The following is an 18777-nucleotide window of genomic DNA, read 5'->3' as shown; positions in this document are numbered from 1 at the left end:
ATCGCCGCTTCAAGGCCTGGCCCGGGTGAAATCCGAAGGTGGCGGTTCGTCTTCCGCGCCTTCGGTGACCGGCTCCAATTCCGGCTCAGGCTCAGGCTCCACGTCAGGGTTGGGCGAGGTCTGCATCTGATCCTGGACAACCTGCTCGTCTACCCGAGGGTCGAGGCACGCCACCAAGGGTGAGCTGGTCATGTTGTCCGGCATGGCCACGTGGTGCAGCGGCGCATCATCGACCTGATGCAGGTTGGTGACCGCTTTCGGCCGGATCCGCCACACCAGCACCAAAGCGAACAAGGCGAAAAATCCGTACAACATCTGGCTACCGAACAGCTTCATCAGCACCCCGGCCGCCAACGGACCGATACTGGCTCCCACGCCGTAAGTCACCAGCAACATGGCCGTAAGCGACACTCGGCGATCGCCTTCGACGTGGTCGTTGGAAAACGCCACCGCCAACGGATACAAACAGAACTGCACCAGCGAACAGCAGAATCCCGCGATGAACAGGACCTCCACCGGCACCTTCGACAGGATCGCCAGTGGTAACGCGCACACCACCAGGATCAGCGCGAAGCAGCGGATCAGCAGCGCACGATCATAACGATCCGACAGCCAACCCAGCGGCCACTGCACCAGCAGGCCGGCAAAGATGCAGCTACCCATGAACAGACCGACCTGCTCGGTAGTAAGCCCCTGCTGGGAAGCGTACAGCGGCGCCAGGCCGTAGAAGGAACCGACGATCAGCCCCGAGCCAAGCACCGTGGTCAACGATTGCGGCACGCGTTTGATAAAGAAGCGCGGCTCCATCGGTGCCGGATGCAGCGGCGCCGGGTGAATCCGCCGAGTCAGCGCCACGGGCACCAGGCACAGGGCGAAACACAACGCCACCAGCATCAGCAGCTCCAGGCCCAGGGCCGGGTGCATGACCAGAATCAGCTGGCCCAGCACCAGCCCCAGGTACGAGGCGATCATGTAGCCGCTGAACACCACCCCGCGCTGCTTGGCCTCCGCCTGCTCGTTGAGCCAGCTCTCGATGACCATGTACTGGCACATCATCCCGAGACCGACAATCATCCGCAGCACGATCCAGGCCGGCAGCCAGTTCACCAGGCCGTGGCCCAATACCGCCGCGCCGACGATCCCGGCGCACGCCGAATAGGCGCGAATATGCCCGACCCGGGCGATCAGCCGATGGCCGATTTTGCCGCCCAGCACCAGGCCGAAATAGTTGGCGGCCATCAGCGCACCGACCCACAGGCTGTCGACGTTGTCGGCAGCCAGACGCAAGGCCAGGTACGTACTCAGGAGGCCCGAGCCGATGAGCATCATCAGCGAGGCGAAATAAAGCGCTCGAAAAGGTTTCCAGATTTGGCGCATCGGCGTTCCGAGCGGCTCCTTGAGGTGAGTGAGGGCTATCTTCTGAAGATAGCCCGAATGCGACGGTTGGTTATGCCTGGGCCGCCAGGACGCGCCGCTCCCAAGGCGTGATCTCGTCAAAGAAACTGGTCAGTTCCAGGCTCTTCGACGCGATGTAACCTTCGATGAACTCGCTGCCGAACAGTTCCTTCGCCAAGTGGCTACGCTTGAGACGCTCAAGGGCCGCATGCAAGGTACATGGCAGGGAGAGATTCTCCGGCACTTCGAATTCGCCCTGGATTGCGGCGCTTGGCTCCAGCCGGTTTTCGATGCCATGCAGCCCGGCCGCCAGGCTCGCCGCGATCGCCAGGTACGGGTTGGCGTCAGCCCCCGGCAAGCGGTTCTCGACCCGTCGGGCCGCCGGCGAACTGGCCGGAATGCGCAACCCGGCCGAACGATTGTCATGGGACCAACAGGCGTTGTTTGGCGAAGCAAACGGGTGGCACAAGCGGTGGTAGGAATTCACGTTCGGCGCGAACAGTGCGGTGAAATCCGCCATGCCGGCCTGCTGCCCACCAATGAAGTGACGGAAAACAGCCGTTGGCTCGCCCGCCTCGTCGCTGAATACATTCCGCCCACTGTCCAGCTCGACGACGCTCTGGTGAATGTGCATCGAACTGCCTGGCGTCTGCGCCAGGGGCTTGGCCATGCAGACCACCGTCAGGCCGTGCTTGAGCGCCACTTCCTTGAGCAAGTGCTTGAACAGGAACGTCTGGTCGGCCAGCAACAGAGGGTCGCCATGCAGCAGATTGATTTCGAACTGGCTCACGCCCATTTCATGCATGAACGTATCGCGCGGCAAACCCAACGCCGCCATGCATTCGTAGACTTCAGTGAAGAACGGGCGCAAGCCATTGTTGGAGCTGACGCTGAACGCCGACTGGCCGTCTTCGCGGCGTCCGTCCAGGCCCACCGGCGGTCGGAACGGCTGGGTCGGATCCGGATTGGCTGCGAAGACAAAAAACTCCAGTTCCGTCGCGACGACCGGCGCCAGCCCAAGCGCCGCATAGCGCGCTATCACAGCCTTGAGCTGACCACGGGTCGACAGCGGCGAGCTCTCCCCGCTGAGCTCGTCGGCGTCGCAAATCGCCAGGGCACGGGGCGGATGACTCCATGGCAAGCGATGGATCTGTTTCGGATCGGCCACCAGCGCCAGGTCGCCATCATCGCTGCCATAAAAACGCGACGGCGGGTAACCGCCCATGATGCATTGCAGCAGCACGCCCCGCGCCATCTGCAACCGCCGGCCTTCGAGGAAGCCCTCGGCGGTCATCACCTTGCCTCGCGGCACGCCATTCAAATCCGGCGTGACACATTCAATCTCATCAATGCCCGTCAGTCGCTGTGCGAGTGAACGCTGGCCATCGGTCGTCATGACGCAATCCTTGTTATGTGCGAGCCGCGAACGGCAACCCGTACAAAATAGGCTCCAGCTGTTCGGAATATCAAGCAGCTACAAAAATAAACAGCTGCTACTGAAACAACTGTGGGAGCGAGCCTGCTCGCGAAGGCGGTGGATCAGCCAACTCAGTATCGAATGGGCGGACGCCTTCGCGAGCGGGCTCGCTCCCACAGGTGAGGGAAGTGTTGCGAGAGGTTTTGTTCAGGGCAGATAAAGCCTGAATACCCCGCCGCCCAGCACGCCGCCATTGGCAATCTCGGTACGCCCGCTCAAGCCACCCCGCTGATGCAGACCGGCGATCCTCGCGGCGAAATACAGGCCCAGGCCGGTGCTGCCGGAGCTGTGGTTGATGCCCTGCACATACTCGGCCTGACGCTCGATCATCGCAGCTGGATAGCCTTCGCCGTCGTCATTGATGGTCAATACCAGTTGCCCGGCCTCGTCGCTCACGCTGATCAAGAGCGTCTGCCGAGCATGGCGAATCGCGTTGTTGATCATGTTGTCGAGCACCGAGGCAATCAACTCACGATCAAAAAAGCCCAGCGGACTCAGCGGGTCGACTTCGTAGGTGGCCATGATTCCGCGGCTGCGGAACACGTCCTGATGGCCGGCCAGCTGCGCTTCGATGAAGTCATCCAACTCATGATAGGCCGGATGCAACGGCAACTGGTTGACCCCCAGTTTGTACAGCCCCAGCAGTTGCACCAGCAGGCCGTTGAGGTGGGCGAACTCGAAGTCCATCACGCCCTGCTCCGAAGTCTGCCGCTCGGACTCCGGCAAACGCTCGAGCCATTGCGTATGAGCCTGCATGAGCAAGGTCAGGGAGTTCTTCATATCGTGCACGGTAGATGCAATCACCGTGGAAAAATCGAGAGCCTGTTCGCTGTCATTCATCGCCAAATGCCTTGCTTCGCAGTTTCTGATAGCGCGCAAAACGCGCATCGGTATCGGGCATCATGCCCACCAGTTTCAGGCAGGCGCGACATTCCTGGAGCAGCTCCGATTCGACGCTGGTATCGGTGCCGTGCAGCAGGGATTGCGCCATGTTCAGGGCAATACTGATGTTTTTTGGTTGCAGCTTCAGGGCGCGCCGGAACAGCTCTCGCGCCTCGGGCAAGGCGCCGGTCTTGTAGACGCGCACACCTTCACGGTTCAGCTCGGCGGCGGCGTTGCCCTGATTGAGAATGTTCGGGTCATCGGTGAGCTTGGCGATGCCTTGCATCACTGTCGGATCATCGCCGTAGATTTCCGCGCAGTTCTTCAGCATCGACTCGCCGGCGCTAGTCTGCCCAAGCATCTGCAACTGCTTGGCCACCAGCAAGGCGGCTTCGGCGCTCATGAATTGCTCCATGCCGTCGAGGCGCTGCAACGCCTGCTCGGTGAGCTTCTCGGCGGTTTCGGCATCGTTGAGCAACAGGCTCGTGGCCTTCATCAGCCGCGCCCGGACTTGCAGCCCCGGATCGCTGGGGTTTTCCTTGGCCACGGCGCTGAGCGTCGTGTTGATTTCCAGGCGAGTGCGGGTATCCAGGCCTTTCTCGCTGCCCTTGCTGATCAGCGCATGGGCAAGGCCGAGGTTGGTTTCCGGGTCCTTGAAGCGCGACTGCGCGCCCTGCCCCACCGCCTGGCGGTAGGCTCTCGACGCGGTGTCGTAATCTTCGTTGGTCATTGCCAGCTTGCCCAGCAGCGCTTGCCGGCGCACCGCCAGGGGCGACAGGCGCACCGCCTCTTCCAGCACGTTTTGCGCCTGCTTCGTATCACCTTCGGCCACCAGCACATCGGCCATGCCGTCGTACAGGGCGGGCATCATCGGAAAAGCTTTCAAGGCTTTTTCATAGACAGCCTTGGCCTCGCCCACCTGCCCGCGCTTGAACAGCAGCTTCCCCAGCCCCGCGTACGCCCAAGGCAACGGACGATCCGCGATGATGGAGTTGTACAAACGTTCAAGGGCCTCGTTCTGATTCAGGTCGCGTAACGCATCGGCGCGATAACGCAGGCACAGCGGCCCGTAGCGAGGGTCCTGCTTGCAAAGGGCGATACAGGCATTGAGCACCTCCATCGGCTTGCCACGGTCAAGGGCTTGCAGGATCGGCTTGAGCAAGGTCTTGCGCTGCTCGAGCCGCTCCAACCGCTGGGCCAGGCCGGAGCGATTGAACGGCTTGGTCAGGTACGCATCCGGCTCATGTTCCAGGGCACTGAGCACCATCGCCTGGCTGGTCTCGGCGGTCACCATGAGGAACACACTTTCATGGCTGATCAGCTTCTCGACCATCAGGTCTTCCAGCACCTGCTGGCCATTCTTGCGCCCGTCGCCCAGGTGATAATCCTGCAGGATAAAGTCGTAGCGCTTCTGCGAGCACATGCGCAGGGCCACTTCACCGGTATCGGCGGTATCCACGTCCTTGACGCCCAGCTCCCGCAACATGGACCGGACGGAACTGCGGAAATCCGAGAAATCATCGACGATCAGAAAACTTTTTTGGTGGTACGCCAGCATCGAGGATGTCCAGGCAAATAAGAAAAAATGAACTCAATGGCGAAACAAACGAAACACCGCTCCACAACGCCGGGACGTCAGGAAAGGAGACTCATCGGGTTATCGGCAGCAGATGGCGTTCCGTTAAGGGAGAGTAGATCGGCGTTGGGGGGCTGGTGCGAAAAATGGTGTCCCAGGGCAGGTTCGAACTGCCAACCTTCCCCTTAGGAGGGGGATGCTCTATCCAATTGAGCTACTGAGACACGGGTCGACCGCGAGAAACGCGGTGCGTTGGACGGCGTGCATGTTAACGGCCGCTCTCGCGTTTGTCATGTCGTCGTTGCCTGATAAGTGTAGGCAAATGGTGCGGCTGGGCCGCTGCGCAGAGCACAGACCTGGCGAATTCAGCCACCATTCATCCATCCCCGGCTCGTCGGCCTAGTAAATCGGCATTTTGCCACTATCCTATACAAAGCAAGGACAGTCGCCATTGTGCTCCGTAGCGGTTATCCGCCAAACGGTATGGCACAACGACACGATGCAGTGGTCACAAATGCGGAACCTGTATGTTTTTTCAAACCAGTCCGCATTTTTTGACGAAGGGTGCTGGCATAACGCCTTTACCCGGATCAGAATTTGTCACAGAATTGGCGCCAATGATCTGGCAATTTTGAGGCATCATGCGGGCCTCTTAACAATTCAGGTTGAACATTTGGCTGCGGACCTTGTCCTATCGACATCCTGCGGCCAATCCCGAGAACCGCTCCCCTGAACTAACCGGTTAAATAAATATGCGCCCAATGAAACAGGCAATTTATTCCAGCCGTACGGCTGACAAGTTCGTCGTGCGTCTGCCAGACGGAATGCGGGAACGCATTGCCGAGGTGGCTCGTAATCATCACCGCAGCATGAACTCCGAAATCATCGCGCGCCTTGAGCAAAGCCTGATTCAGGAAGGGGCACTGGGTGAAGAGTTGAGCATGCGCCTGGACAGCCCTGAGCTGTCGTTGCACGAGCGCGAGTTGCTTCAACGCTTCCGACAACTTTCCCATCGTCAGCAGAACGCCCTCGTTTCGCTGATTGCCCACGACGCAGAAATGGCCGCAGACGCGTCCTGATCACCACCCAATTATTAAAGCCAGCCTTGTGCTGGCTTTTTTTTCACTTGAAAAAAATGAAGTACCCGTGGCGAGGGAGCTTGCTCCCTCGCCACGGGTTCGTCGGTTGCCTTAAGTGAACAGCATTACGCCAATCAAGCGGGCTTTTTGAGGAGCCATTCAGAGCAGGAAAATCGTCGCCAGGCCCAGGAAGATGAAGAACCCTCCACTGTCCGTCATGGCGGTAATCATCACGCTGGCGCCCATTGCCGGGTCGCGCCCCAGGCGGGCCAGGGTCATCGGGATCAATACCCCCATCAACGCCGCCAGCAGCAGATTGAGCGTCATCGCCGCGGTCATCACCACACCCAGCGACCAACTGCCGTATAGCAGGTACGCCACCACGCCGATCACGCCGCCCCAGATCACGCCGTTGATCAATGCCACAGCCAGCTCCTTGCGCATCAATCGCGAAGTATTGCCGGTGCTGACCTGGTCCAGCGCCATGGCGCGAACGATCATGGTGATGGTCTGGTTGCCAGAGTTGCCGCCAATGCCGGCTACGATAGGCATCAACGCCGCCAGCGCTACCAGTTTCTCGATGGAGCCTTCGAACAGGCCGATGACGCGAGAAGCGACAAACGCCGTAACCAGATTGACCGCCAGCCAGGCCCAACGGTTGCGCAGGGATCTCCACACCGAAGCGAAGATGTCTTCCTCTTCTCGCAGACCGGCCATGCTGAGGACTTCGCTTTCGCTTTCCTCACGAATCAGGTCAACCATTTCGTCGATGGTGAGACGGCCAATCAGTTTGCCGTTCTTGTCCACCACCGGCGCGGAAATCAAGTCATAACGCTCGAATGCCTGAGCCGCGTCGTAGGCATTTTCGTCGGGATGGAAACTCACAGTGTCGCTGGCCATGACCTCGGCAACCTGCTTCTCCGGGTCATTGACGAGCAGCCGCTTGATCGGCAGCACGCCGGTGAGCACGCCGTCGTAATCAACCACGAAAAGTTTGTCGGTATGCCCCGGGAGCTCCTTGAGGCGACGCAGGTAACGCAAGACCACTTCAAGGCTGACGTCCTCGCGGATCGTCACCATCTCGAAGTCCATCAGCGCACCGACTTGCTCCTCGTCGTAGGACAACGCCGAGCGCACACGCTCGCGCTGTTGCCCATCAAGGGCTTCCATCAGCTCATGGACAACGTCGCGCGGCAGTTCGGGGGCGAGGTCGGCGAGCTCGTCGGCGTCCATCTCCTTGGCCGCCGCCAGCAGCTCGTGATCATCCATGTCGGCGATCAGGGTTTCACGAACCGAGTCGGACACTTCCAGCAGGATGTCACCGTCGCGATCGGCCTGGACCAGTTGCCAGACTGTCAGACGTTCTTCCAGTGGCAAGGCTTCGAGGATGTAGGCGACGTCGGCCGAGTGCAGGTCATCGAGCTTGCGCTGCAACTCGACGAGATTCTGCCGGTGGACCAGGTTCCCGACCCGATCGGAATGAGGGCCTTCCTGGCGATGCGTCAGGTCTTCCACGACCCGCTGACGATGCAGCAGCTCAACGACTTGAGCGAGGCGATCCTGAAGGCTTTCCTGCGTTTTTTTTACTTCTACTTCGGTCATAGGCGAACTCCACTCCCAGCAGTGGAGCACGCCGGAAGGATCAATCAGTCAATTCATGATTGGTAAAACGCGATATTGAGTAACTACTGGGTAAGTCCATGAAGATATTCCAAAGCCCCGGCGGGGCTGACGGCCGCAATCATACACCGCTTGACGCTCTAGAACGTTAAAAAATCGTGGCAAGAACAAGCGCTTGCGAGACAAACCTGAACACAGGCTGAACCTCTGCATTTACGACGACTTATTCTGAAAAGAAAACACACGCTGCGGCGCAAATGTAGCGGCTACCCTTCTTTACCAACGGTCAAGGAGGAAGCCCGGATGCTCGCAAACCGCTGTCTGTTTCCACTCGCCGCCTTAGCCTGCTTGCCTCTCTGGAGCGTCGCACAAACCGTGCATCGCTGCGAAAACGGCGCCGGGCAGGTGACGTTCACGAGCCTGAGCTGCCCGTCCGGGGAGATCCTGTCCGTACAGCAAATAAACTCATTCAACCCAGGCCACGTCGCACCGCTGCTGCCGGAAGCGCAGCCGCTGAAAACATCCGGCAACACAAACAGACGCAAGGCACCGACCATCGTTGGCCAGTTGGAGGACGACTGCGGGAATCTGATCGACGCCAGTCAGCGCCGGGAGGCAATCATGGATCGGCGGGTAATCGCTGGCATGAGCCAGCAAGACGTGGAGAGCGCACTCGGCAGGCCCGACACGATCAAGGTGCGGAATTCGAACACGCGCTATACCTACAAAAAGAGGAACGGCCGCAGCACCGAGGTCGCGTTCGATGGAAAAGGCTGCGTGAAACGTTAAATCCCAGACAGCAAAAAGCCCGCGTTGAACGCAGGCTTTTTGGTGTTTGGTGCACTCGACAGGATTCGAACCTGTGACCGCTCGGTTCGTAGCCGAGTACTCTATCCAGCTGAGCTACGAGTGCAAGTTGTGGTTTTATACCAGATCACAACTGGTTGTAGCCAAGTTATTTGCATCGCTGCAAGCAACTCTTAAATGGTGCACTCGACAGGATTCGAACCTGTGACCGCTCGGTTCGTAGCCGAGTACTCTATCCAGCTGAGCTACGAGTGCATTTGTTGCCGCGCATTATAGGTCGCCGAATCTTTTTGTAAAGCGCTTTTTTCAGTAATTTCAAACACTTACCGATCAAGCCAGAGACAGCGCACTAAACGAATAATGGCGGAGAACGGGGGATTCGAACCCCCGACACCCTTTTGAGGTGTACTCCCTTAGCAGGGGAGCGCCTTCGGCCACTCGGCCAGCTCTCCGCAACACGGGGCGTATATTAACCACCTTCATCCCCGTTTGCAAACATAAAAATCGATAAAAATTAATGGCTTGGTTCGTCGTCCTTCTCTTTCTTGATACGCAGGTAAATTTCCTCCCGGTGCACAGCGACCTCTTTCGGCGCGTTGACGCCGATACGCACTTGGTTTCCTTTGACGCCGAGCACGGTCACGGTGATTTCGCCATCGCCAATAATCAGGCTCTCTGCGCACCGACGGGTCAGAATCAGCATACCTTTCTCCTCACGCGATTCAGTTCAGGAACAACAGTCTGCAAAAAAAGGGCATGACACCTACAACCGAAACGGTCGCAGCCCACAGGCCTAGTATTGACCAGCGGGCGCAAAAGAACAGTTTTGGGACATGCCATCCGGAAAAACAAAGGGCGCGGTCGAAACCGCGCCCTCAAGGCAACGCCTTACTCGCCCTGTCGGGCCGCAGCGTCGAGCTCAAAAGCCGTGTGCAGGGCGCGCACGGCCAGTTCCAGGTACTTCTCTTCGATCACCACCGACACCTTGATTTCCGAGGTGGAGATCATCTGGATGTTGATGCTTTCCTTGGCCAGCGATTCGAACATGCGGCTGGCCACGCCTGCATGAGAGCGCATGCCGACGCCGACGATCGAGACCTTGGCGATCTTGGTGTCGCCCACCACTTCCCGAGCGCCAATCTCGCCAGCGGTCTTTTTCAGAACGGTTTCAGCGGCCTGGTAATCGTTGCGGTGCACGGTGAAGGTGAAGTCGGTGGTGTTATCGTGCGCGACGTTCTGCACGATCATGTCGACTTCAATGTTGGCCGCGCTGATCGGGCCGAGAATCTTGAACGCCACGCCGGGAGTGTCTGGCACGCCACGGATGGTCAGCTTGGCTTCATCGCGGTTGAAAGCGATGCCGGAAATGATCGGCTGTTCCATGGATTCCTCTTCATCGATAGTAATGAGGGTGCCCGGACCCTCCTTGAAGCTGTGCAGAACGCGCAGCGGAACGTTGTACTTGCCGGCGAACTCTACCGCGCGGATCTGCAACACCTTGGAACCGAGGCTGGCCATTTCCAGCATCTCTTCGAAGGTGATCTTGTCCAGGCGCTGAGCCACGGGCACGACCCGCGGATCGGTGGTGTAGACGCCATCCACATCGGTGTAGATCTGGCATTCGTCAGCCTTGAGGGCTGCCGCCAGGGCCACGCCAGTGGTATCGGAACCGCCACGGCCGAGGGTGGTGATGTTGCCGTGCTCGTCCACGCCCTGGAAACCGGCGACAACCACGACGCGGCCAGCCTTCAGGTCACCGCGAATCTTCTGGTCGTCGATCTGCAGGATACGCGCTTTGTTATGCGCACTGTCGGTCAGGATACGCACCTGGTTGCCGGTGTAGGACACCGCCGGTACGCCACGCTTGATCAGCGCCATGGCCAGCAAGGCGATGGTCACCTGCTCGCCAGTGGAAACGATTACGTCCAGCTCACGGGGGACCGGTTGCTGGTCGCCGCTGATTTGCTTGGCCAGATCGATCAGACGGTTGGTCTCGCCGCTCATTGCCGACAGCACGACCACCAGGTCATCGCCAGCGTCACGGAATTTCTTAACCTTGTCGGCGACTTGTTCGATTCTCTCGACGGTGCCGACCGAGGTGCCTCCAAATTTCTGTACGATCAAAGCCATTTCAAAGCCGCCTCTGCCCATGAAGGGCGCCCAAATAATCTCGACAGCGCCCGGGCCCGCCTTGGCGAACCCGGGGCGCTGCCTTAAATGCCCTGCTCTACAAATGCAACGGTCTGGGCCAGTGCCGCGTCCAGAGCGCTGGCGTCGGTACCGCCGCCTTGCGCCATGTCCGGACGACCACCGCCCTTCCCGCCCACTGCCGCAGCGGCCTGCTTCATCAAATCACCGGCTTTGAGTTGGCCAGTCAGGTCTTTGGTCACGCCTGCGACGAGAACGACCTTTTCCTCATGGACACCGCCGAGCAGGATCACTGCGCGGCCGAGTTTGTTTTTCAGTTGATCGACCAGCGCCAGCAGCGCCTTGCCGTCCTGGCCGTCGAGACGCACGGCCAGCACCTTCACGCCCTTGACGTCCACCGCCTGGGCCGACAGATCGTCGCCCGCGGCGCTGGCAGCCTTGGCCTGCAACTGTTCAAGCTGCTTTTCCAGCAGGCGGTTGCGTTCCAGCACAGCCGACAGCTTGTCGATCAGGTTGTCACGGCTGCCCTTGATCAGGCTCGCCGCTTCCTTGAGTTGTTCTTCAGCCGCGTTGAGGTAGGCCAGCGCAGCAGCGCCAGTGACCGCCTCGATACGCCGCACACCGGAGGCCACGCCGCCTTCACTGATGATCTTCAGCAGGCCGATGTCGCCGGTACGATTGGCGTGGATGCCACCGCACAGTTCCACCGAGAAATCGCCCATGCTCAGCACGCGCACGTTGTCGCCGTACTTCTCGCCGAACAGCGCCATCGCGCCTTTGCGCTTGGCGGTCTCGATGTCGGTTTCCTCGGTCTCTACCGGGGAGTTCTTGCGGATCTCGGCGTTGACGATGTCTTCCAGCGCCTTGAGTTGCTCAGGCTTGATCGCTTCGAAATGGCTAAAGTCGAAGCGCAGGCGCTGGCTGTCCACCAACGAGCCCTTCTGCTGAACGTGTTCGCCCAGCACCTGGCGCAACGCTGCGTGCAGCAAGTGTGTGGCGGAGTGGTTCAACGCAGTCGCGTGACGGACCTCGGCGTCGACATGGGCGGCCACGGGCGCTGCGACCATCAGGCTGCCGGAGGCCAGCACGCCGTGGTGCAGGAACGCGCCGCCGGTCTTGGTGGTGTCACGCACATCGAAGCGCGAGTTGCCCGCCTGCAAGTAGCCGCTGTCGCCGATCTGGCCGCCGGACTCGGCGTAGAAAGGTGTCGTGTCCAGCACGATCACGCCTTCCTGGCCTTCGCTCAGGATATCGACCGATTGCCCGTCCTTGTAGATCGCCACGATCTTGGCCGAGCCGGTGGTCGCGGCGTAACCGGTAAATTCGGTGGCCACGCCAACCTTGACCAGGCTGTTGTAGTCCATGCCGAAGGAACTGGCGGAGCGCGCACGCACGCGCTGGGCTTCCATCTCGCGCTCGAAACCTTCCTCGTCGAGGGTCAGGTTGCGTTCGCGGGCGATGTCGCCGGTCAGGTCCATCGGGAAGCCATAGGTATCGTACAGCTTGAACACCACGTCACCGGGAACCACGTTGCCCTTGAGCTCGGCCAGATCCTGCTCGAGAATCTTCAGGCCCTGCTCCAGGGTCTTGGCGAACTGCTCTTCTTCACCCTTGAGGACACGTTCGATGTGCGCCTGCTGAGTCTTGAGTTCCGGAAAGGCCTCGCCCATCTCGGCCACGAGCGCCGCGACGATCTGATAGAAGAAGCTGCCCTTGGCGCCCAGCTTGTTGCCGTGACGGCAGGCGCGACGAATGATCCGGCGCAGCACATAGCCGCGACCTTCGTTGGAAGGCAGCACGCCGTCGGCGATCAGGAAGCCGCAGGAACGAATATGGTCGGCCACCACTTTCAGCGAGGCCTGGTTGTCGTTGGTGCAACCGATGGCCTTGGCCGAAGCGGCCAGCAGGCTCTGGAACAGGTCGATCTCGTAGTTGGAGTGGACGTGCTGCAACACCGCACTGATCCGCTCCAGGCCCATGCCGGTGTCTACCGACGGCGCCGGCAGCGGATGCAACACGCCGTCGGCGGTGCGGTTGAACTGCATGAACACGTTGTTCCAGATCTCGATGTAGCGGTCGCCGTCTTCTTCCGGCGAGCCGGGTGGGCCGCCCCAGATGTCGGCGCCGTGATCGTAGAAAATCTCGGTGCAAGGGCCGCACGGGCCGGTATCACCCATGGTCCAGAAGTTGTCGGAAGCGTAAGGCGCGCCTTTGTTGTCGCCGATGCGCACCATGCGTTCAGCCGGGACACCGACCTCTTTGGTCCAGATGTCGTAGGCTTCGTCGTCGGTGGCGTAGACCGTGACCCAGAGCTTTTCCTTCGGCAGGTTCAGCCACTTTTCGGAAGTCAGGAAGGTCCAGGCGAAGGTGATGGCGTCGCGCTTGAAATAGTCACCGAAGCTGAAGTTACCCAGCATTTCGAAAAAGGTGTGGTGACGAGCGGTATAGCCGACGTTTTCCAGGTCGTTGTGCTTGCCACCGGCACGCACGCATTTCTGGCTGCTCACCGCGCGGGTGTAGGCACGTTTTTCCTGGCCCAGGAAGCAGTCCTTGAACTGGTTCATCCCCGCGTTGGTGAACAGCAGGGTCGGGTCGTTGCCCGGAATCAAAGAGCTGGAGGCTACTCGGGTGTGGCCTTGCTCTTCGAAGAAGCGAAGGAAGGCTTCACGGATTTCTGCGCTTTTCATTAGGTTCTTCCACGGAGGCTGCGGCCAAAGGCCTGTGCAAAACGTCAACAGACGAAGCAACGGCAAAGGGCCGCATTATATCGGCCCTTTGCGTGGGGTACAGTGTGTTATGCGATAGAAACCGTCAATCGGACCGCTGAAAGGATCAGTTGCGGGAAAATTCGACGAAAGTGCTGATCACTTGGTCGATTTGCCCGGCGCCGACATCCATGTGGGTGACCATGCGCAGACGGGGCGCGGCACTGAGCTGGATGCCTCGCTCGGCGGCATAGGCCTTGATCGCCTCGGCCCGTTCGCCGATCTGCACGTAGACCATGTTGGTCTGCACCGGCTCGACGGAATAACCCGCCGCACGCAAGCCTTCGGCAAGCCGCTGGGCATTGGCGTGATCATCGGCCAGGCGCCGGACGTTATGCTCCAGGGCATACAGGCCCGCCGCCGCGAGAATCCCGGCCTGGCGCATGCCGCCACCGACCATCTTGCGCAGCCGACGGGCCTTGCCGATCAATTCGTCAGTGCCGCACAGCACCGAGCCCACCGGAGCACCGAGCCCCTTGGACAGGCACACCGACACCGAATCGAAATGCTGGGTGATCTCCCGGGCGTCCACGTTCAGCTTGACGGCGGCGTTGTACAGCCGCGCGCCGTCCAGGTGCAGCGCCAGGCCATGTTGCCGAGTGAAACGCCGGGCTTGCGCCAGGTATTCCAGCGGCAACACCTTGCCCTGCATGGTGTTTTCCAGGGCCAGCAGGCGGGTGCGGGCAAAATGGAAATCGTCGGGCTTGATCGCGGCGGCCACTTGCGCCAAGTCCAGCGAGCCGTCCGCCTGCACTTCCAGGGGCTGGGGCTGGATCGAACCGAGCACCGCCGCACCGCCACCCTCGTATTTGTAGGTGTGGGCCTGCTGGCCGACGATGTATTCATCGCCGCGTTCACAGTGGGCCATCAACCCCAGCAGGTTGCTCATGGTGCCCGTGGGCACGAACAACGCCGCCGCGAACCCCAGGCGCGCGGCCAGCTCGGCTTCGAGACGATTGACGGTCGGGTCTTCGCCATACACATCGTCGCCGGTCGGCGCGCTGGCCATGGCATCCAGCATGCCGGCGCAAGGTTGGGTCACCGTGTCGCTGCGAAGGTCGATAACGCTCATGAATCTGGCCTCGGTTTCAGATGGGGAAATTCCCTTTCGAAGGGCAATTACTGCGGGCATGGGCAGGAATAATCAAGCCCGGTGAAAGGAAAAGAACACCTGTCCTGAAGATTGATCAGTTCCCTGTGGGAGCGAGCCTGCTCGCGAACGCGTTGGGTCAGCGACATTTATTTAGCTGACACACCGTATCGCGAGCAGGCTCGCTCCCACAGGGGGTTATGTGTTAAAAAACCTGCGCCGCCACAAAACGTGACGGCAAAACGTTCTCAGGGCGGGGTGCAACTCCCCACCGGCGGTAATTGCGCGCAATGCGCATAGCCCGCGAGCGCTTGGTGCTACACGGTCTTTACAGTGCAGCGACAAGGTCAGCAGACCCGGTGTGATTCCGGGGCCGACGGTCATAGTCCGGATGAAGAGAGAACGGGATTGACACCCAAGGGCCGCCTGCGACTGTCTTGTGCGCTGCGTACCCTCGAATCCCCTTCGATTCATGACGCCCTGTTTTTCACACAAACAGGAACCAGAACATGCAACCCACCGCAATCGACAGCAAGACCAAAACCCATCCGGGCGAGCGCGTCGCGTTCATCCAGGCCTGCTGGCACAAGGAAATCGTCGACCAGAGCCGTAAAGGCTTCGTCACTGAGATGATCAGCCAGGGTTATCAGGAAAGTGACATCGACTTCTTCGAAGTCGGCGGCGCCTTCGAAATCCCGCTGCACGCCAAGCTGCTGGCCAAGTCAGGTCGTTACGCCGGCATCGTCGCCGCCGGCCTGGTGGTGGACGGTGGCATCTATCGCCACGAGTTCGTCGCCCAATCGGTGATCAGCGGTTTGATGCAGGTTCAGCTGGAAACCGAAGTGCCGGTATTTTCGGTCGTGTTGACGCCGCATCACTTCCACGCTGGCGAAGAACATCAGAAATTCTTCTTCGAGCACTTCGTGCACAAGGGCCAGGAAGCGGCAAAGACCTGTGCCGATACGCTGCACAAGACGCGGGCGTTGCGCCGCAGTGAGCAGCGGGCGGTAGCGGTCTAAAGAAACACTGAGACCCTGTGGGAGCGAGCTTGCTCGCGATAGCGGACTGTCAGTCACCTTCAACATTGACTGAAGCACCGCAATCGCGAGCAAGCTCGCTCCCACATTGGTTCTGCGTTGGCTTTAGGCCAGGTTCTCGTCAGTCGCTGGCACGATCAGGATGCCCGCCCGCAAGCCATTCTTGACCTTGGGGTTCGGGAAGATGATCCGCGCGCCGTCTTCTTCGATCACCCAGCGGGTCTGGGCGATGTCCTCGGCCAGGACGTAACCTTTTTCAAGCTCCGAGAAGTTCTCGATGTCCGCCGGCAGGTTCAGGCGGAAGCTGTCGCTGTGCTTGATGATTTCTCGCGCGACGCTGAACAGTTGCAGACCGTCCAGGCTTTCTTCCAGCTCTGGCTCGTTGCCTTCGATGATCTGGTGCAGGCGGGTTTCCAGCGGGTTCACGTTGACGCCATCGTTCTGCCCGAACGGCCGGGCCTTGCCCAGCTCCAGGGTGAAGGACTCGGCGCCGAGCTGATCGTAGGTGTACGCGCTGAAGACGATGGACGGTTTGTTCTGCAGCAACACTGCCTCCATGCCTGCCGCGCGCAGGCGCGCCAGCTCGCGACGTGAGTGTTGGCGACCTTCCTTCCAGGGGTACAGGGCGAACTGCTCGATCTTCGAACCGCGAATGGCGGTGTGCAAGTCGTAGTGCAGACGGCTGCGGTCGGGCACGCTGAAGAAACTCGCGGCCAGCCGTTCCAGCTCGCAGGCGCGCAACGCCTCGGGACCGCCGCTCAGCTCGTGACGGCCATTGAACAGCCGGTTGACGTCCTGCTCGACAAAACGCTCGCCGCGACGGATCGCCTCGGGGTTGCCGAACAGGAACAGAATGCGCGCCCGGGGCTTCAGGTCGCCACGGGCAATGCCATGCAGCAGGCGATCGAGCAATTCGATCGGTGCGGTTTCATTGCCATGGATACCGGCCGACAGCAGCAGGTCCAGGCCGTTGTCCCGGGCTTCGGGCGGCTTGACCTCCAACGCGCCTTCGCTCAACCAGCGCATCCGTACGCCTTCGACAGTCAGTTGAGTCTTCTCCGCCGGTTCGCGGCCGGCGAGGGTCAGTTCAAGCAGTTTGCCGAGGGCGAGCATAGCGCGGTTTCCTTAGTGGTCGTGGCCGCAGTCAGGGCCATGGACATGGTCGTCATCGCCGATGTCGGCCGGTTCCATTTCCAGTTGCAGGCTGACCAGGTTGGTCGCCAATGGACGCAGCAAGAGGTTGGCGTATTCCGCGTCCCCTTCCTCGACGTCGACGCCGATCAACAGCTGGCCACGGCCGTCCTGCTGGATCCACAGCTCCTTGCCCTGCCACATCACCGCGACGCGGGTGCAGGAGGTTTCCAGTTGCGTGCCGTCGGTGTCTTCGAGGATCAGCTGCAGGGTATCGCTCATGTCTTTACATTCTCGTCTGGGATAAGGCAACGCGCCCTGCTTTGACTGTAGTCAGGTCGCGCGCGCTTTCAATTGATCTGGAAAGGATAAACCGCGCCAAGTTTAAGGATTTGTGTCAGTTCATCCAGTGCCGACCGGCATTCAAGCAACAATTGCGGGTCCGCCAGGTCGTTTTCGGTCATGCGGTCGCGGTAATGGCGCTCGACCCATTGGGTCAACGACTCATACAGCGGCGCGGTCATGATAACCCCTGGGTTGACGGCCGCCAGTTCGGTTTCGTTAAGCGCCACGCGCAACCTCAGGCAAGCGGGGCCGCCGCCGTTCTGCATGCTTTGCTTGAGATCGAAGACCTTCACTTCGCGAATCACCCCGCCAGAGCCCGTCAGGCCTTGCAGGTAGTTCCAGACGCGTTCGTTGCCACGGCATTCTTCCGGCACGATCAACAGCATCGAGCCGTCGGCACGCGACAGCAACTGGCTATTGAACAGGTAGGAACGTACCGCATCATCCACCGTGACCGCCGAACGCGGTACGCACACTGGTTGAAATTTCCCACCGACCTTGGCGATTTTATCGCTCAGCTCGGCCAGCATCCGGTCCGTGTCGAGGAACGCGTCCTCGTGATAGAACAACACTTCGCCGTTACCGACCGCGATCACGTCATTGTGAAAGACGCCCTGGTCGATCACCGCCGGGTTCTGTTGGGCGTACACCACGCCCTCCTCGCTCAGGCCGTGCAGGCGGGCAACGGCGCGGGACGCTTCGAGGGTCTGGCGCGCCGGGTATTTCTGTGGCGACGGGTAGCGGCTGTCGAAGGCGCTGCGGCCGAAGACAAAAAACTCGACGCCGGCCTCGCCATAGGCACGGCAGAATCGCGTGTGGTTGGCCGCGCCTTCATCGCCGAACTGCGCCACCGCGGGCAACGCGGCGTGATGGGCGAAGTGCTGCTGGTCGGCGAACATCGCGCCCAACACACGGCTGGTGGTCGGGTGCTCGATGCTGCGGTGGTACTTGCAATTGAGGTTGGCGGCGGTGAAATGCACCCGGCCGTCAGCGGTGTCGGCGCTCGGGCTGACGGTGGCGGCGTTGGCCACCCACATGCTCGAGGCCGAGCAACTGGCAACCAGCAGCGGCATCGCTTCCTTCGCGGCGCGCTGGATGACCTGCGCATCGCTGCCGGCAAAGCCCAGCCGACGCAAGGCCGCCACATCCGGACGCTCCTGCGGCGCCAACACGCCCTGCTGGAAGCCCATGTCCATGAGCGCCTTCATTTTCGCCAGGCCTTGCAGCGCCGCCTCCTTGGGGTTCGAGGATTGCTGGCTGTTGCTCTGGGACGCGACGTTGCCGTACGAGAGCCCGCCGTAGTTATGGGTCGGCCCCACTAGACCGTCAAAGTTGACTTCATAGGATTTCATCAGCGAGGCTCCACGAGAATCTGTTTTTTTATAGACATCAAGTAACAACCGCGGCGCGGCTTTCGTCGGATCG

General features: G+C 60.4%; 15 protein-coding genes, 4 tRNA genes and 1 riboswitch. Of the genes, 3 read left to right on the top strand and 16 right to left on the bottom strand.

What is annotated here, in order from left to right; all coding sequences use genetic code 11:
* Positions 1-9: 9 nt before the first annotated feature.
* The 5 genes from J3P89_RS06580 to J3P89_RS06560 form a co-directional block, all read right to left on the bottom strand.
* Positions 10-1377 (bottom strand): MFS transporter, encoded by a 1368-nt coding sequence (locus J3P89_RS06580; RefSeq protein WP_434697061.1) that lies wholly within the window; start codon positions 1375-1377, stop codon positions 10-12.
* A gap of 70 nt (positions 1378-1447) precedes the next feature.
* Positions 1448-2689: a glutamine synthetase family protein gene (locus J3P89_RS06575; protein WP_434697953.1), complete on the bottom strand. Its 1242-nt coding sequence runs from the start codon at positions 2687-2689 to the stop codon at positions 1448-1450.
* Between the two features lie 330 nt (positions 2690-3019).
* Positions 3020-3712, bottom strand: coding sequence for a sensor histidine kinase (locus tag J3P89_RS06570; RefSeq protein ID WP_434697060.1), 693 nt, complete (start codon positions 3710-3712; stop codon positions 3020-3022).
* Complete coding sequence (locus J3P89_RS06565; protein ID WP_434656293.1) at positions 3705-5312, bottom strand: response regulator; 1608 nt, start codon at positions 5310-5312, stop codon at positions 3705-3707. Before J3P89_RS06565 ends, J3P89_RS06570 begins: the two co-directional genes overlap by 8 nt.
* 165 nt (positions 5313-5477) lie before the next feature.
* Positions 5478-5554 (bottom strand) — tRNA-Arg (locus J3P89_RS06560).
* 528 nt (positions 5555-6082) lie between these two features.
* On the opposite strand from J3P89_RS06560, the gene J3P89_RS06555 reads away from it, so the two are divergent.
* Positions 6083-6409 carry an Arc family DNA-binding protein gene (locus J3P89_RS06555; protein ID WP_010226671.1) on the top strand — a complete coding sequence of 109 codons (327 nt, stop codon included), beginning with the start codon at positions 6083-6085 and terminating at the stop codon, positions 6407-6409.
* 159 nt (positions 6410-6568) lie between these two features.
* Here J3P89_RS06555 and mgtE read toward each other — a convergent pair whose 3' ends face one another.
* Positions 6569-8011 carry a magnesium transporter gene (mgtE, locus tag J3P89_RS06550; RefSeq protein WP_434628968.1) on the bottom strand — a complete coding sequence of 481 codons (1443 nt, stop codon included), beginning with the start codon at positions 8009-8011 and terminating at the stop codon, positions 6569-6571.
* A gap of 321 nt (positions 8012-8332) precedes the next feature.
* Here mgtE and J3P89_RS06545 point away from each other — a divergent pair, with 321 nt between their 5' ends.
* On the top strand, positions 8333-8818 hold the full coding sequence (locus J3P89_RS06545; RefSeq protein ID WP_434697059.1) for a cell envelope protein SmpA: 486 nt from the start codon (positions 8333-8335) through the stop codon (positions 8816-8818).
* A 47-nt stretch (positions 8819-8865) separates the two neighbouring features.
* On the opposite strand, the gene J3P89_RS06540 is transcribed toward J3P89_RS06545, so the two are convergent.
* The 7 genes from J3P89_RS06540 to ltaE form a co-directional block, all read right to left on the bottom strand.
* Positions 8866-8942, bottom strand: a tRNA-Arg gene (locus J3P89_RS06540).
* A gap of 72 nt (positions 8943-9014) precedes the next feature.
* A tRNA-Arg gene (locus J3P89_RS06535) sits at positions 9015-9091 on the bottom strand.
* A gap of 106 nt (positions 9092-9197) precedes the next feature.
* Positions 9198-9288, bottom strand: a tRNA-Ser gene (locus J3P89_RS06530).
* Positions 9289-9350: 62 nt separating this feature from the next.
* Positions 9351-9539 carry a carbon storage regulator CsrA gene (gene csrA / locus J3P89_RS06525; protein ID WP_003178872.1) on the bottom strand — a complete coding sequence of 63 codons (189 nt, stop codon included), beginning with the start codon at positions 9537-9539 and terminating at the stop codon, positions 9351-9353.
* A 185-nt stretch (positions 9540-9724) separates the two neighbouring features.
* A complete protein-coding gene (locus J3P89_RS06520; RefSeq protein WP_305499355.1) occupies positions 9725-10966 on the bottom strand; it encodes an aspartate kinase in 1242 nt (413 codons plus the stop codon).
* Positions 10967-11049: 83 nt separating this feature from the next.
* Positions 11050-13671, bottom strand: coding sequence for an alanine--tRNA ligase (gene alaS, locus J3P89_RS06515; protein WP_434697058.1), 2622 nt, complete (start codon positions 13669-13671; stop codon positions 11050-11052).
* Between the two features lie 145 nt (positions 13672-13816).
* Positions 13817-14821 (bottom strand): low-specificity L-threonine aldolase, encoded by a 1005-nt coding sequence (ltaE, locus tag J3P89_RS06510; protein WP_434697057.1) that lies wholly within the window; start codon positions 14819-14821, stop codon positions 13817-13819.
* Between the two features lie 258 nt (positions 14822-15079).
* Positions 15080-15247: riboswitch (FMN riboswitch) on the top strand.
* 101 nt (positions 15248-15348) lie between these two features.
* Between ltaE and J3P89_RS06505 the strand changes: the two genes are divergently transcribed.
* Positions 15349-15858: a 6,7-dimethyl-8-ribityllumazine synthase gene (locus J3P89_RS06505; protein ID WP_305499349.1), complete on the top strand. Its 510-nt coding sequence runs from the start codon at positions 15349-15351 to the stop codon at positions 15856-15858.
* A 123-nt stretch (positions 15859-15981) separates the two neighbouring features.
* Here the strand turns inward: J3P89_RS06505 and astE are convergent, their stop codons facing one another.
* The 3 genes from astE to astB all read right to left on the bottom strand — a co-directional run bounded on the left by astE (position 15982) and on the right by astB (position 18704).
* The gene (astE, locus tag J3P89_RS06500; protein WP_434697056.1) at positions 15982-16989 is read right to left on the bottom strand and encodes a succinylglutamate desuccinylase; all 1008 of its coding nucleotides are present in this window, start codon (positions 16987-16989) and stop codon (positions 15982-15984) included.
* A 12-nt stretch (positions 16990-17001) separates the two neighbouring features.
* The gene (locus J3P89_RS06495) at positions 17002-17289 is read right to left on the bottom strand and encodes a topoisomerase II (protein ID WP_305499345.1); all 288 of its coding nucleotides are present in this window, start codon (positions 17287-17289) and stop codon (positions 17002-17004) included.
* A 68-nt stretch (positions 17290-17357) separates the two neighbouring features.
* Positions 17358-18704 carry an N-succinylarginine dihydrolase gene (gene astB, locus J3P89_RS06490; RefSeq protein ID WP_434628957.1) on the bottom strand — a complete coding sequence of 449 codons (1347 nt, stop codon included), beginning with the start codon at positions 18702-18704 and terminating at the stop codon, positions 17358-17360.
* Between the last annotated feature and the right edge of the window lie 73 nt (positions 18705-18777).

It is taken from the genome of Pseudomonas sp. Z1-14, assembly GCF_051132005.1.
GTDB lineage: Bacteria > Pseudomonadota > Gammaproteobacteria > Pseudomonadales > Pseudomonadaceae > Aquipseudomonas.
This window is presented reverse-complemented; position numbering and strand designations above follow the sequence as displayed.

Excerpts from the sequence above, each read along its gene's own strand:
- J3P89_RS06565 (WP_434656293.1), bottom strand. The coding sequence starts at position 5,312 with ATGCTGGCGTACCACCAAAAAAGTTTTCTGATCGTCGATGATTTCTCG.
- J3P89_RS06555 (WP_010226671.1), top strand. The coding sequence starts at position 6,083 with ATGCGCCCAATGAAACAGGCAATTTATTCCAGCCGTACGGCTGACAAG.
- ltaE (WP_434697057.1), bottom strand. The coding sequence starts at position 14,821 with ATGAGCGTTATCGACCTTCGCAGCGACACGGTGACCCAACCTTGCGCC.
- J3P89_RS06575 (WP_434697953.1), bottom strand. The coding sequence starts at position 2,689 with ATGACCGCCGAGGGCTTCCTCGAAGGCCGGCGGTTGCAGATGGCGCGG.
- mgtE (WP_434628968.1), bottom strand. The coding sequence starts at position 8,011 with ATGACCGAAGTAGAAGTAAAAAAAACGCAGGAAAGCCTTCAGGATCGC.
- alaS (WP_434697058.1), bottom strand. The coding sequence starts at position 13,671 with ATGAAAAGCGCAGAAATCCGTGAAGCCTTCCTTCGCTTCTTCGAAGAG.
- csrA (WP_003178872.1), bottom strand. The coding sequence starts at position 9,539 with ATGCTGATTCTGACCCGTCGGTGCGCAGAGAGCCTGATTATTGGCGAT.
- J3P89_RS06580 (WP_434697061.1), bottom strand. The coding sequence starts at position 1,377 with ATGCGCCAAATCTGGAAACCTTTTCGAGCGCTTTATTTCGCCTCGCTG.
- J3P89_RS06570 (WP_434697060.1), bottom strand. The coding sequence starts at position 3,712 with ATGAATGACAGCGAACAGGCTCTCGATTTTTCCACGGTGATTGCATCT.
- astB (WP_434628957.1), bottom strand. The coding sequence starts at position 18,704 with ATGAAATCCTATGAAGTCAACTTTGACGGTCTAGTGGGGCCGACCCAT.
- J3P89_RS06505 (WP_305499349.1), top strand. The coding sequence starts at position 15,349 with ATGCAACCCACCGCAATCGACAGCAAGACCAAAACCCATCCGGGCGAG.
- J3P89_RS06545 (WP_434697059.1), top strand. The coding sequence starts at position 8,333 with ATGCTCGCAAACCGCTGTCTGTTTCCACTCGCCGCCTTAGCCTGCTTG.
- J3P89_RS06520 (WP_305499355.1), bottom strand. The coding sequence starts at position 10,966 with ATGGCTTTGATCGTACAGAAATTTGGAGGCACCTCGGTCGGCACCGTC.
- astE (WP_434697056.1), bottom strand. The coding sequence starts at position 16,989 with ATGCTCGCCCTCGGCAAACTGCTTGAACTGACCCTCGCCGGCCGCGAA.
- J3P89_RS06495 (WP_305499345.1), bottom strand. The coding sequence starts at position 17,289 with ATGAGCGATACCCTGCAGCTGATCCTCGAAGACACCGACGGCACGCAA.